We start from the raw sequence: 14,018 nt of genomic DNA, 5'->3' as shown, positions 1-14,018 counted from the left end.
CGCGACAAACGACCAGAGGGGTTCGGTCGGGCCGTCGGCAGCCGCCACCGGACCCATGGACCCGGTGGCGGCTCGCCGTGCCCGGGGTGCGGGTTCCGGACGGGACCTCCGGAACCCGCACCCCGAGTCCCCTTACCGGGAGCGGGCTGCCGCGGCGATCAGAGCCGCTCCCTCGGCGGCGCTGATCGCGCCGGCGGCCCGCAGATCCTTGACCACCCGCGTCACCGCCACCACGAACGCCCCGTGATCGGGCCAACCCGCGTCAACATCGGGAAGCGCGTCACCCACCGTGCACCCGTGGGACACGAAGCGGTTCCGCACGCCACTGTCCATATCAGCCACCGACACCGTGGCCCGCAGGTCCGAGCTGGGACACGGGTCCTCGGCCGGCCGGTAGCTGGCCAGATTCGTGTAATTCGACCAGCCCTCCGGACGCAACAACAGATACATCGTGCCGTCCGGGGTCCGCGTCAACCGGTTGACACCGCCCGCGCGCAGGACGTGAGCCGTGCCGTCCAGCGAGTCGACCAGGAACAACCGGCCACCCGCGGCGCCATAGAGGTAACCGTCCCGCCACTGCAAGGACCCGTCCTGGGCGCCCGTGTGCCCCTGAAACACCGGAACACGGCGGACCACGGTACGGGTCTCCGGGTCGAAGACGAACACCGTTCCGTCCGCCAGACCCCAGATCCGGCCGTCCGGTCCACGGCTCAGCTCGTTGATGCTGTGCGCACCGGGAACCGGGGTGTACTCGGCCGTCTTGGCACCGGTAGCCGGGTCGTAGACGAACAACCGCGCCTCCGTCGCCCGGGGCCCGGGGGTGCCCTGTCCGCCCTCCACACTGGATCCGCCGAACACCACATCACCGAGCGGCAACAGGGCGGCGATCGGCTGGTCCGGGACGATGTCGCGGTGCACCTCGAACGTGTCAGAGGTGATGTCGTACTCGGTGAGCGCCCCACCGTACAACCCGTAGCCCGGCGTGGTGCCGAGGTAGACGGTGTCGCCGTCCGGCACCACAGCGACCGGCCGATTCTGGTGGTGGCTGGCCTCCAGACTGAACAGCTGCCGCGGGTTGGTCGAGCTGGTCGGTGTTCGCGGGTCCCACACGGTCAGCGTGCCGGCCGGGTAGCTCCCCGCGTACAACTTCCCGTCGGCCCAGTTCCACCCCTCCACCTGGCCCAGCCTCGGCGCGGTGGCGGTGCGACCGGTGGCCGGATCGTAGACTCCGGTGGTGCCGTTGAGGAACGCGTTGACGACAACGGTGCCGTCCGCGGGGTTACCAATGGCGTGCATCAGATTGACCGGAACGTACTGGAACGGTGACGACCACTGGGACAGCGAGTTGTCCAGCGGGTCGAACCGGAACGTGCCACCGGAGTAGTTGCCGGCCAGGCCGTACAGCACCGGCCGTTGGTTCTCGGTGACCCAGCCGTACCCGATCGCCACCCCGCGGGTCAGCACCACCGGACCTCCGGCGCGCGTCACCGTGCTCACCGTGTTGCTGGCCAGGTCGTAGCGGGCCAGCACCGCCCCGGTGGTGGTGAAGTAGATGGCGCCGTCGGCGGCGGCGGACACCCCGCGCGCCGCCAGGGGATACCGCTGCACCCGGGTCCCGGTGGCCGCGTCCGTGAACGCCAACTGCTCGCCGGTGGCCGCGTCGAAGACCACGAGCTGGCCGTCCACGTTGCCGAACACCCGGCCGTCGGCGTAGTCGAGGTCGCTGAAGCCGGCCCCGGTGAAGCCGGGCGGGGTGATCTCGCGTCGCTCGCCGGAGGCCACGTCGATGCGGAACAACCGGGCCTTCGGGGTGGCCAGCCCCACGAACAGCGCGTTGTGGTCCGGATCGTGGACGGCCGCCCGGGCGTACTGTTGTACCGCGTCGAGGCTGCCGTAGTCGGTGACGCCGGTCGCGGGGTGGTAGCGGAACGCGTGCGCGTGCGGATAGGTCCCGCCGTAGACGGATCCGTCCGGGCCGGCGCTCAATCCGTAGACGTACGTCTCCCCGGGAACGGGCTGTCCGAGGTCGGTCACGGCCTCGTCTCCCGGCCGGTAGCGGTAGAGGTGACCGTTGTCGTACGAGCCGACGTAGACGGTGCCGTCCGGAACCACCGTGATGGCCCAGGCCCCGGAGGCCCCCGGCAGCGGGACGGTGCGTTCGCGCGTGCGGGTGGTCAGGTCGATGACGTTGAGGGCGGCGTTCTCGCCCGCCGGCACGGCGTAGATGACCGGTGATCCGTCGGAGTCCCGACCGAAGGCACCCTCCATGATGGTAAGCGCCGTGAGCGGCGTACCGAGATCGGTGAACACGCCGCCGTCGACGGGGTCCGCGCTTGCCCGACCCGGCTGGGCGTCGGCCGGGGTAGGGACCAGCCCGAGCAGGGCCGCGGCCAGTGCCGCCGCGACGGCGGCGATCCGGCGTCGGTTCGCGGTCGGCGGCCGCCCGCCGGCCGGGCGCACGTGGGTCGGTCCATCCATGCTGCTCCCCCTTGGGACTGTGCCGATTCGTGGATCGGGTGTCACCGCACGGCCGCTCACGCGAGCGTGACCCGGTAGACGGTGGGTCCGTCGGCCAGGAACACCCGACCGTCCGGGTGGACGGCGAGGATGTCGGCCGGGTGCTGGAGCACCGTACGGACGGTCAGGTCGGTACGGGAGACGCTGGCCAGCGTGCCCCCGGCCAGCACGTAGAACATGTCACTGGCCGCGTGGTAACCGAGCCGGCCGGTGCCGGCCGGGACGGTGACCCGCCGGACCACAGCACGGGTGGCGACGTCGAACGCGCACAACTGGCCGCCGGCCAGCAACCAGACCCCGCCGTCCCGGTCGGTGACCAGCCCGCTGACCTGGGTGGCGCCGGAGACCGGCACGACCTCGAAGATCTTGGCGTCGGTCGCCGGATCGAAACCGAAGATCGCGGCCTCGGTCTGGGTAGGTGGTGGCACCGAGTATCCACCATGGATCGACGTCCCGCCGATCACCAGGCCGGATGCATGAGTCAACGTGATGATGGACTGATCGGTCACCACCGGCCGGTGCACCCGGCTCGTCCCGGTGGCCTTGTCCACGACGACCAGGGCGCCGCCCAACTCGACGTTGGGCATCGTGCCGTACGCCACCCATCGACCCGCGTCGGTGCTGGCCCGGGCCCGAACCTGGTCGACCGCCTTGAGGTCGACCACCTTCACCGGATTCTCCGCGGTGCCGGGCGGTCCGGGTGAGTACTCGGTGCTGTTCCACGGGGCGGCCGGGTCGTAGCGGTAGAGCCGGGCGTCCGGGTACGCGCCGAGCCAGACCGTGTCGCCGAGGTCGAGCACGCTCTCGGTCTGCGAGAAGCGGTTGAACTGTGCCGCACCGGTGTCCGGGTCGACCTGCGCGACTCCCCCGTTGAGATAACCCCCCGCCCACATCCGTCCGCTCTCCGCGATGCTGAGGCAGGACAACGGAATCGGCTCACCGGGTATGTCGGTCTGGGTAATGTCGGAGCGCCCGGTCAGTGGGTTGTAACGGAACATCGCCCCCCGCCACAGCAACCCGACAAGGGTGCGCCCCGGCCAGTTCCGCTCGGCCAGCGTGACCCAGCCGATACCGCGGTTGTTCACCACCCGGCCGGTGAACTCCAGGCCCGTGTCGGTCTCCACGCCGGTCCTCGGGTTGAGACCGGTGAGGCGTCCGTTGCGGGTGTAGTAGACCAGGCCGCGCCGGCCCGGCTCACTGACATCGAGGCCCGCGACGTTGTCCCGCAACGGCTGCCAACGCTGGTGGGCGACCTCCCAGATGCCCAGCCGTCCGCTGGTCGCACCACCGAAGCGGGCGTACACACGGCCCTCGTGGGCGTTGAGGTCGTACACGTTGATCCCGGTGCCCGGTCCCAGGTCGGGCGGGAGCGGCAGCTCGCGCATGGCGCCGCTGGCGGCGTCGATCTCGAAGAGATGGGCGTCGGGCTGGCTGCCGGCATAGATCTTGCCGTTCCACACGGCGATGCTGCGTACGTACTTGTTGCCGGCCAGGATCGGGCCGTAGTCCCGGACCGCACCCGTGCTCGGGTCGTAGCGGAACACCTTGCCGCCCAGCGAGGTCCCGCCGTAGATGAGTCCGGCCTTGTCGACGGCGAGCCGCCAGATGTAGGTCTCCCCCGGCAGCGGCGTGCCGAGGTTCTCGATCGGGCTGTTCCGGCCCGGCCGGCGGCGGTACAACGATCCTGACTCGTACGTGCCGACATAGACGGACCCGTCCGGGGCGACGACCACCGCGTAGGAGCCCGGCGAGCCCTCGAGTGGCTGGTACGAGATGGTCTGGCCGGTACGCGGATCGACCGCGGCGAGATGGGCTGGGTTGCCGGTGACCGCCGACCAGATCACGGCACGTCCGTCGGGACCTGGCCCGACGGCGCCGCCGATCAGCAGCACGTCGCGCAGCGGAGCACCGAGGTTGTCCACGGTGGTGGCCGCCGCTCGGGCGGGTTGGGTGCTGGTCGCCGAGCCGACCAGGCCGACGGCCATCCCGCCGGCGAGTCCGGACATCAGGTTTCTTCGAGTTAGAGGCACCGGGACGACTCCTGCCGTTGACACGGATCGCGGATTACGGTCCAGGATGAAATTGATATGAACGGCAGGCTAGCCACTCAGCTCGGGATCGGTCAATGGACGTTCCACGTATCGTGTGGAATACGGTCGCGCCCGTATCGACAACGAGCGGCTGGGCTTCACCGGCTGGCGTGCCGTCTCCGGGTGGTGCTCGACCACGATCCGCTCACCGCCCAAGGCATGCTCCGGACCAGGGCGAACGGCCCTGGCGCGGGGACCGACCGCACGGTGGCGCGGACTCGGGCGTGCTGCCATCATCTCCGGCATGCCACTCGCCCGCCGTACCCTGCATGAGACCGGCCTGTCCGCCGCGGCCGCCATCGTCGCCGGCTGCGGCGAGACCGGCCGGGCCGGCGCGCCACCGCAGGTCGGATAGCCCGGTGGCCGACGATCGAACCGTCCTGCGCCTGTTGACGTTCAACACCCTGTTCAAGGGCGACGTGCGGGCCCGGCTACGCGCCCTCGGCGCGATCCTCGACCGCGAGCGGTACGACGTCGTGTGCCTGCAGGAGGTGATGTACCGCCGGAACGCCGATCTGCTGCGTCGGTTGGCCCGGTCCTGTCCGCACCACGCGTACCGGGGTGCCGTGCTCCTGCACGGCGGTCTGGTCCTGCTGTCCCGGTGGCCCGTCAGACAACACCGGTGGGTGCGCTTCCCCGCGCTGCGTCCGATCCGGCCCGAGCTGCTCATGCGCAAGGGTGCACAGGTGGCGACGCTGGGCGTCCCGGGCGGCGGGCTCGCCGTGGTGAACACCCATCTGTCGGCCAACCTGGACGACGACTGGTCACCGGAGAACAGGTACACGCGCATCGAACGGGCCGAGCTGACCCGTCTCGCCGGCGCGCTCTCGACGCTCGACCCCGCGCTGCCGGTGGTGGTGGCCGGCGACTTCAACCTGCCGCGCGGCTCGGCGCCGCTGCACGAGTTCGCGGCGGCGACCGGCCTGCGTGACGTTCTCGCCGCTGACACCGAGCCGACGTACCGTCCCACGCCGTCGTGGCCGGCACCGCCCGCGCTCGACCACGTGCTGGTCCGCTCCGCGGCCGGCCGGACGGTGACCGCGCGGGCGCGGCTGGTCCTCCGCGAGGCGGAGCCGCTCGCGGACGGCCGGCGGGCGTACCTGTCCGATCACTTCGGCATCGAGACCGAGTTGACCCTGTCCGGCGGTTACCAGGCCGGCGGTGACAAGCGTCCCGGATGATCGTGGAGAGCGGCCTGTTCCAACGGGATGACCCACCGGGAACAGGTCCGCCGACGGCACCGGTGGCGGATCTGGGACCGCGTCGACGGCGTCAACCAGGTCTGGCGTCTCCCCTGGGCGGCGAGGAAGGACCCCCTGTCACCGACAAGGGGTCCTTCCGTCCACCATCAGCTTGCGCTGCAGGAGACCGACGGCCAGGTCCAGTTGCCGTTGTGCTGGATCGTCACCCCCCAGTTGTTGCCGTTGCCGTTCGGCCGGGCCGTCAGCACCTGGGCGCTGGGGTAACTCGCGCTGATGTTCCAGGTGGCGATGGCCTTCGCCGGGGACGGGATGTTCATCGTCACGGTCCAGTTGTTGGACCCGGAGACCGCGACGTTCAGGTTGTAGCGGTCGCCCCACTGCTGACCCGCCGAGAGGGTCGCGGTGCAGCCCCCGCCGGACGGCGGCGGTGGTGACGACGGCGGTGGCGTACCTCCACCGGAGCCGATCGTGATGTTGGAGTTCCCACTGCTCTGGTAGCCCTCGGTCGCCATGATCATGTAGTCGTGGCTGCCCAGGTTCATCCCGTTACGGGCCCAGGCGTCGAAGTGGTTGCCGGAGGTGATGGTGCCGCCGGTCTTCTTCGACTGCCGGACGCTCCAGTACTGGTTGAAGGTCCTGGTCCCCTCGATGGACGGGGCGTTGTACCGCGTCGTCTGGTAGATGTCGTACGTGCCGCCGTCGCTGGTCACCGTGCCCTTGTAGGTTCCGGTGGGCCGATAGGTGCCCCAGTTGTCGACGATGTAGTACTCCACGAGCGGGTTCCGGGTCCATCCGTACAGCGTCAGGTAGGCGTTGCCGGACGGGTTGAAGCTGCCGGAGTAGCTCACGCTCCGGCGACCACCGGTGCTCCAGCCCTTGCCGGCGACGAAGTTCCCGGTGTTGCGCCACGAGGTGCTGTAGTTGCCACCGGAGCCGAGTTCCATGGAGACCGTGCCCTGGCTGTCGGTCCAGAACGAGTAGAAGTAGCCGTCGTGGTTGCCCGTCTGGTTCGAGGTCACCGCGGCGTTGGCGATGCCGGGCAGCATCAGGCTGGCCGCGACCACGACGGCGCAGGCGCCGCCGACGAGCCGGGCGAGGCCGCCGAGCCCGCGGCGCCTCGGGTGGGTGGGGGTGTCGTTCATGTGCGCGCTTCCTCCTCATGAACGGGGGGTGGGACGCCCGGGCCGCGTGATCCGACCCGACGAGGCTGCCGATGGCCGGGCGGCAGCCACCGCGCGTCGATACGCGGCGAGGGTGCCGGTCGTCGAAGCCGATGACCGGCTGGCCAGGTCGCGATGGGGCGCCTGGATCGACAGTTGTCGAGATCTGTCGATGGCGAGAAGTATGCGAATCGACCCGTTCGACTGTCAACATTTTCCGGAAACATTTCGGAAATATGATCTTTGCGAACCGACCCTCCCCCGGCGACCTTTAGCCTGGTCAGCATCGATGATGGATCGGACGATTCCCGACACCGCCTCGTGACGTACCGCAGTGGAGATCGATGTTCGGAATCGAATCGCCGAAACTTCCGGAAGCCGTTGATCGACGCGCGGCCCGCGAAGGCCGCCCAATCCGATTGTTTCGCCGACCAAACCCCGGGTAGGGGCTGAATGCACCAGTCGTAACCGGTTGATGGAGGTATGGATCCGGTGGATTCCAGCAAGCCCGCCAAGGCGGTCAAGAACGTGGTGGAGACCGCCGCGGAGAAGGTGTCCGACGTCCTGACCAACGACGTACCCGGCGAGCCGGGCAGCGCCCCGCCGCCCATCGAGGAACCGACCACCCCGCACGATCCGCTGCCGCCCAAGAAGGAGCAGGGCGCACCGGAGACCCGCACACCCACCGGCGCCCGCACCGGTGCGCCGGCGACCGCGAACGGCCAGCAGGGCGCGTACCTCACCACCGCGCAGGGAGCGAGGCTGCGGGACACCGACCACTCCCTGAAGGCCGGTCCGCGCGGACCGACCCTGCTGCAGGACCACCACCTCCGCGAGAAGATCATGCACTTCGATCACGAGCGGATCCCGGAGCGGGTGGTGCACGCGCGGGGAACCGGCGCCCACGGCGTCTTCACCGGATACGGCAACGCCGAGGAACTCACCAGGGCCGGCTTCCTGCACAGGGGCAAGGAAACACCGGTCTTCGTCCGGTTCTCCACCGTCCTCGGTTCCCGCGGCTCCGCCGACACCGTTCGGGACACCCGCGGCTTCGCCACCAAGTTCTACACCGACGAGGGCACCTTCGACCTGGTCGGCAACAACATCCCGGTCTTCTTCATCCAGGACGCCATCAAGTTCCCCGACGTCATCCACGCCGGCAAGCCACACCCGGACCGGGAGATCCCCCAGGCACAGAGCGCGCACGACACGTTCTGGGACTTCGTCTCCCTGCACACCGAGGCGCAGCACCACACCATGTGGAACATGTCCGACCGGGGCATCCCCCGCTCGTACCGGACGATGGAGGGCTTCGGCGTCCACACGTTCCGCCTGGTCAACGCCGCCGGAGAAACGGTGCTGGCGAAGTTCCACTGGAAGCCGAAGCTGGGCGTGCACTCCCTGACCTGGGAAGAGGCGCAGCTGCTCAACGGCATCGACCCGGACTTCCACCGGCGGGACCTGTACGACGCGATCGAGGCCGGCGCGTACCCGGAATGGGAACTCGGCCTCCAGGTCTTCCCCGACACTCCGGAGGAAACCTTCGCCGGGATCGACCTGTTGGACCCGACGAAGATCGTGCCGGAGGAACTCGCCCCGGTCCAACCCGTCGGCAAGCTGGTGCTCAACCGGACGCCGACGAACTTCTTCGCCGAGACCGAACAGGTCGCCTTCCACGTGGGCCACCTGCCCCCCGGAATCGACGTCACGAACGACCCGCTGCTGCAGGGCCGGTTGTTCTCGTACCTCGACACCCAGCTGACCCGGCTGGCCGGCCCGAACTTCCCGCAGATCCCGATCAACCGGCCGCACGCCCCGGTCAACGACATGCTCCGCGACGGCTTCCACCAGCAGGCCGTCCACGCGGGCGTGGCGCCGTACCGACCGAACTCGCTCGACGGCGGCAACCCGTTCCCGGCCGGCGACGACGAGCACGCGTTCCTCGACGTACCGGTCACGGTGGCACAGGCGCCGAAGGTACGGGCGAACCCGGCCTCGTTCGACGACCACTACAGCCAGGCCCGCCTCTTCTGGCTCAGCATGTCGCCGGTCGAGCGGGAGCACATCATCCGCGCCTACACCTTCGAGCTTGGCAAGTGCTACCACCAGGCGATCAAGGAACGGCAGCTGCGGGCCCTCGCCAACATCGACCCGGTGCTGTGCGAGCAGGTCGCCACCGGGCTGGGACTGCCGGCACCGGAACCGACGCTGCCGCTGGCCGACGTCGCGCCCAGCCCGGCGCTGTCGCAGGTCGGCAGAACGTGGCCGGGTGACGGTCGCATGGTCGGCATCGTCGTCGACGCCGACAGCGACCTCGACGGGGTCGGCACGGTGCGTCGGGCGATTTTCTCCGCCGGAATGGTGCCGCTGCTCATCGCCGCGCACGGCGGAACGGTGGGCGGTGAGACGGTGCAGCGGACCTTCGCCACCGGACGGTCCGTCGAGTTCGACGCGCTCCTGCTGGCCGGCGCGCCCGCCCCCGCGCCGGACGCGATTCCCGCCCGGGACGCCAAGGCGGGTGCCGCCGACTCCGTCGCGGTGGATCCACGCGTGCTGCTACTGGTCGAGGAGTGCTGGCGACACGCCAAGGCGATCGGCGCCTGGGGCGCCGGCACCGCCGTACTGCGACAGGTGGGAGTGGCCGGCTCCCCCGGTGTCGTCGAGCGGGAATCCGCGGCCGACACCTTCACCGAAGTGCAGCGGCTGATGTCCGCGCACCGGGTCTGGGAACGGTTCCCCGCCTCGGTCGGCTGATTCGACGGTCACGACGACGGGCCGCCCGCTCCGGCCGGAGCGGGCGGCCCGTCGTCGGAGCGGACCCGGGCAGCGGCTCAAGCACGGCCGCGACGACGGCGGCGTCTGGTGCGCCCGGCGCGGGACTTGTATGCTTCCCGGCGATGAACACCTCTCACAGAAGATTGGGGGCCCCGTTCCACCAAGGTGAGTGCTGATGCACCCTTGGCCTCCGAACGGGAATCCCCGCCTATCCCTCTGGCTGCGCGTGCGCCGTTTCGCCGTGCCGCCATCAATGATCGCCACCGCGACCGCCCGCCGCATCGCCGGGGACGGGGCCGGGGCGTGCGCCGCCGCCCGTGTCGACGTCGACCTGGACCTCGGCCGCGTCGCCCGTGACCACGGCCACCGGCTCGCTGCCCAGATTCGGGACGACGTACGGCACCTGGCCCCGGACCTGCTGCGGTGGCACCTGCCGAGGACCGCACCGGACGGGTTGCTGCGCGCCGGTCTGACCGTCTCCCTGGCCCGCTATCACCGGCCGGGCGGTGGCACGCTGCACCTGGTGGCCCGGACCCCACCGGCCTGGGCGGACGGCGGCCAGCGGTTCAGCCTCGCCCTGTGGGACGGTCCGCGGTCCGGGCAGCGGACACACCCGCATCCCCGCCCCGACCGTCGGTTCCGCCTCGACCTGCACCGTCACCTGTGGGACGTCCGCCGCACCGGTGACCTGCGGACCCGGTCGGCGGTGGACCCGCCGCCCGGCGGGGACCAGGGCGACCCGGACGTGGTGGCGCTGCGTGGGCACGGCTACGCCGTGGACCGGTGGGTCGCAGAGGCGCGGATCCTGCTCCGCGCCGACAGCCGGGGCCACGGGCCGGTCGCCGTACGGCTCGGGTCCCGACGCCACCTGCTGCTGGACGTGGCGGCGGACGACCCCGCCGCGCCACTGATCCCCCCGTACGCCATCGGTCGGGGCAGCCCGCCACCGACGTTGCCGGTGCTGCCGGACGCGGCGACGTGGGTGCAGCCGGATCTGGACCTGCTGCGGACCGGGCTGATCGAGGCGGACCAGTTGCACCCGCTGGTCGCCTCGGCTCTGGCGCCGGATCATCGGCCGGCCGACGCCCAGCGGGCCACCGACGTCGTGCCCAGCAGCTGGACCATCGCGTGCCAGGGCGCACAGCACCGGATCGCACCGGTGGACGGCGTGCTCGTCCCGCTGGACCACGACCCGGCCGAGATCCGCCGCGAAGAGCTGCTGGCCGCGTTCACCGGCACCCCGCTGCCCTGCCTGCAGGCGATCGACGAGGCGCACCGCCACCCGGAGTGCCTCGACGATGTCCGCGCCCGGTTGGACCACGGCGACGTCGACGGGGCCCTGGCCATCGTCGAGAGCCTGTTGGGAGCCAACGCGTCACTGCGCGACGGTCCCCTGCGCGAGGAACTGGCGACGGCGGCGCTGCGCCAAGTCACGTACGGGCTGTTCCGCGCCGGTCTGGTCGACCGCTTGTGTGGACCGCCCGCTCGCCCGGACCGTCGTCCCCGGCACCACCGGACGCGCCCCCGCCACACCATTGCCCGCTGACCAGCCGGTCCCGGTCAGTCCTCTCCCGCATCCGGCGCGGCCCCGCCGCGTCCAGACCACCCGAGGTGATCACCATGCCGACCCTGCCCGCGTCCACCACCACCCACCGCCCCTCCGGTCCATTGGACGGGTCCCAACTCGACATCGCCGCCGACCTGCTGGCACTGCTGCGGGACACCGCCACCGAACCGCGCCCCGACGAGCAATTGGCGGCTCTGACCCTGGCCGTTGCCGCCGACCTGCCGGTACTGCTGTGGGGCGAACCGGGGATCGGCAAGACCGCCGCCCTGACCCAGCTCGCCGACGCCCTGGACCTGCCGTTGACCACCGTGATCGCCAGCGTGCACGAGCCGTCCGACTTCTCCGGGCTGCCGGTCGTCGGTGACGACCCGGCCGTTCAGGGCGTGCCGATGGCCCCGCCGGACTGGGCCGTACGGCTGGCGCGGGCCGGTCGTGGGCTGCTGTTCCTGGACGAGTTGTCCACCGCGCCGCCGGCCGTCCAGGCCGCCCTGCTTCGCCTCGTGCTCGAACGGAGGGTCGGTGCCCTGCGGCTGCCGGCCGGCGTCCGAATCGTGGCCGCCGCGAACCCGCGCGCCTCCGCCGCCGACGGTTGGGAACTCAGTGCGCCCCTGGCCAACCGGTTCGTCCACCTGCGGTGGACCCACGACCATGAGGTGGTGGTACGCGGCCTCGGCGGGACCTGGCCCACCGCGACGCTGCCGCGGCTGGACCCGCGGCGCCTTCCCGACGCCGTCGCATTCGCCCGCCGCGCTGTGTGCGGGCTGCTCACCACCCGCCCCGAGCTCGTGCACCAGCTCCCGACCACCGAAGCCCGCCGGGGCGGTCCCTGGCCATCGCCGCGCAGCTGGGAGATGGCGCTGCGGCTGACCGCGTTCGCCACCGCCGCCGGCACCTCCCGGGAGGTGCTGTCCATGCTGGTACGAGGTGCCGTCGGCGACGGCCCCGGGCTGGAGCTGCTGGCCAGACTGGACCGGATGGACCTTCCGGATCCCGAGACGCTGCTGGCCGACCCGGTCACCGCCGACCTGCCGGAGCGGGGCGACCTGCGTCAGACCGTCCTCGAAGGCGTGGTGGAGGCAGTCCGGAACCGCCCGGACCGGTCCCGTTGGGACGCGGCGTGGACCCTGCTGGTCCGGGCACTGGAGACCGGCGCCCCGGACCTGGTGGTCGCGCCGGCGACCAGCCTGGCCGGGTTGCGCCGGACCGACTGGGACGTGCCGGTTGCCATCGAACGGCTGGCCGGGGCGGTGTCCCTGGCCAGGCACGCAGACCGGGCAACCGCCACCATCCCTGCCGGGGCCGGCCGGTGACGCCCGGGTTGGCGCTCGACGTCGAGAAGCTCTACGCCGCCCGGCTGCACGCCGCCCGGGTTCGGCCCTACCTGGCCACGGCGCTGTTCGCGCTGCACGTGGTGCCGTCGCGGCGGGTGCCGACGATGGCTGTCGACCCCCACTGGCGCTGCTACGTCTCCCCGGCGTTCGTCGCCCGCAGCCCACTGCGGGAGCTGGCCGGGGTGTGGGTGCACGAGGTCTCCCACCTGCTGCGGGACCACCACGGGCGCGGCGACCGGTTCGCCGACCGGCACGGCCTGACCGGCGCGGGTGAACGGCTGCGGATGAACATCGCCGCCGACTGCGAGATCAACGACGACGTGTACGGCGACGGGCTGGACCGGCCCCACGGGGCCGTCGTCCCGGAGGCGCTGCGGCTGCGCGCTGGTGAGTTGATGGAGGACTATCTTCGGCAGTTCCGGCTCGGCCCGTACACGCAGGGCCTGTCCTGGCTGGACTGCGGCAGCGGCGCCGACGGGCTGACCCGGGAGTGGGACCTGGGCCCCGACGGTGCGCACGGGCTCAGCCCCCAGGAACGCGACGCGGTACGGTTCCGGATCGCGCGGGGCATCGTCGGGCACCCAGGGGACGCACCCGGGGGTTGGCGACGATGGGCGGAGGAGGCGTTCCACCCCCCTCAGCCATGGCGGGAACTACTGGGCGCCGCGGTCCGCTCGGCGGCCTCCGGAGCCGGCGCGGGCGACGACTACCGCTACGGCCGGCCGGCACGACGCGCCGCCGGCCTGCCCGGCGTCGTCCTACCCAGCCTGCGCCGCCGACCACCCCGGGTATCGGTGGTCATCGACACCTCCGGTTCGGTAAGCGACGCCGAACTGGGCAGCGCGCTGCTCGAGGTGGTCGCGATCACCCGGGCGGTGGGCGGTCGACGGGACCTGGTGACCGTGCTGTCGTGCGACACGGCGGCCCGGGTGGCGGGCCCGATCTGCCGGGCCGAGGGGATACCGCTGGTCGGCGGCGGTGGGACGGACCTGCGTACCGGATTCGCTGCGGCGCTGCGCACCTGCCCCCGCCCGGACGTCGTCGTGGCCCTGACCGACGGGCAGACACCGTGGCCGGACGCTCAACCACCGTGCCGGACCGTTGTGGGGCTGTTTCCCAGGCCGGTCGACGGAACGCGGGCCGAGCAGGACCCTGACTACCGACCGGAGAGCCCGCCGCGGTGGGCGCGGGTCGTCACCATCGGATCCGTGCCCGCCAGCAGGTGAGCCGCCCTCGGAGGTGATCTCGGCCATCTCGCCGATCCGGTCTTCCTCGTACGCCGCAGTAACAGGCGTTCCGTGGTTAGGTACATCGTTGTTGCCGGCTCGTCGCCCAGGACAAGCACCTGCTGCCGACCTATGGCGACCACGCCGACG

Annotated in this window: 9 protein-coding genes; 5 read left to right on the top strand and 4 right to left on the bottom strand. The window is 71.3% G+C overall.

Features of this window, described 5'->3' with window-relative positions; translation table 11 throughout:
* Nucleotides 1-132: 132 nt before the first annotated feature.
* Entirely contained in the window at nucleotides 133-2,478 is a 2,346-nt protein-coding gene (locus ACFQUZ_RS15170) for a hypothetical protein (RefSeq protein WP_377442495.1), read from the bottom strand.
* 56 nt (nucleotides 2,479-2,534) lie between these two features.
* Complete coding sequence (locus ACFQUZ_RS15165; RefSeq protein WP_377442493.1) at nucleotides 2,535-4,523, bottom strand: hypothetical protein; 1,989 nt, start codon at nucleotides 4,521-4,523, stop codon at nucleotides 2,535-2,537.
* Between the two features lie 443 nt (nucleotides 4,524-4,966).
* On the opposite strand from ACFQUZ_RS15165, the gene ACFQUZ_RS15160 reads away from it, so the two are divergent.
* Nucleotides 4,967-5,788 (top strand): endonuclease/exonuclease/phosphatase family protein, encoded by an 822-nt coding sequence (locus ACFQUZ_RS15160; RefSeq protein WP_377442491.1) that lies wholly within the window; start codon nucleotides 4,967-4,969, stop codon nucleotides 5,786-5,788.
* Between the two features lie 167 nt (nucleotides 5,789-5,955).
* On the opposite strand, the gene ACFQUZ_RS15155 is transcribed toward ACFQUZ_RS15160, so the two are convergent.
* Nucleotides 5,956-6,951 (bottom strand): glycoside hydrolase family 11 protein, encoded by a 996-nt coding sequence (locus tag ACFQUZ_RS15155; RefSeq protein WP_377442489.1) that lies wholly within the window; start codon nucleotides 6,949-6,951, stop codon nucleotides 5,956-5,958.
* A 510-nt stretch (nucleotides 6,952-7,461) separates the two neighbouring features.
* Between ACFQUZ_RS15155 and ACFQUZ_RS15150 the strand changes: the two genes are divergently transcribed.
* The 4 genes from ACFQUZ_RS15150 (at nucleotide 7,462) to ACFQUZ_RS15135 (ending at nucleotide 13,868) form a co-directional block, all read left to right on the top strand.
* The gene (locus ACFQUZ_RS15150; protein WP_377442487.1) at nucleotides 7,462-9,723 is read left to right on the top strand and encodes a catalase; all 2,262 of its coding nucleotides are present in this window, start codon (nucleotides 7,462-7,464) and stop codon (nucleotides 9,721-9,723) included.
* A 196-nt stretch (nucleotides 9,724-9,919) separates the two neighbouring features.
* On the top strand, nucleotides 9,920-11,290 hold the full coding sequence (locus ACFQUZ_RS15145) for a hypothetical protein (protein WP_377442486.1): 1,371 nt from the start codon (nucleotides 9,920-9,922) through the stop codon (nucleotides 11,288-11,290).
* 74 nt (nucleotides 11,291-11,364) lie between these two features.
* Nucleotides 11,365-12,621: an AAA family ATPase gene (locus ACFQUZ_RS15140; RefSeq protein WP_377442483.1), complete on the top strand. Its 1,257-nt coding sequence runs from the start codon at nucleotides 11,365-11,367 to the stop codon at nucleotides 12,619-12,621.
* The gene (locus tag ACFQUZ_RS15135; protein ID WP_377442481.1) at nucleotides 12,618-13,868 is read left to right on the top strand and encodes a VWA-like domain-containing protein; all 1,251 of its coding nucleotides are present in this window, start codon (nucleotides 12,618-12,620) and stop codon (nucleotides 13,866-13,868) included. Before ACFQUZ_RS15140 ends, ACFQUZ_RS15135 begins: the two co-directional genes overlap by 4 nt.
* On the opposite strand, the gene ACFQUZ_RS15130 is transcribed toward ACFQUZ_RS15135, so the two are convergent.
* Nucleotides 13,799-14,011: a hypothetical protein gene (locus ACFQUZ_RS15130; protein WP_377442479.1), complete on the bottom strand. Its 213-nt coding sequence runs from the start codon at nucleotides 14,009-14,011 to the stop codon at nucleotides 13,799-13,801. The two genes, ACFQUZ_RS15135 and ACFQUZ_RS15130, sit on opposite strands and share 70 nt — an antisense overlap.
* Nucleotides 14,012-14,018: the final 7 nt, after the last annotated feature.

It is taken from the genome of Plantactinospora sp. GCM10030261 (assembly GCF_042666615.1).
In the GTDB taxonomy this organism is placed as follows: Bacteria; Actinomycetota; Actinomycetes; order Mycobacteriales; family Micromonosporaceae; genus KBS50.
The sequence above is the reverse complement of the archived record's forward strand: the minus strand, read 5'-3'. Positions and strand labels throughout refer to the sequence as shown.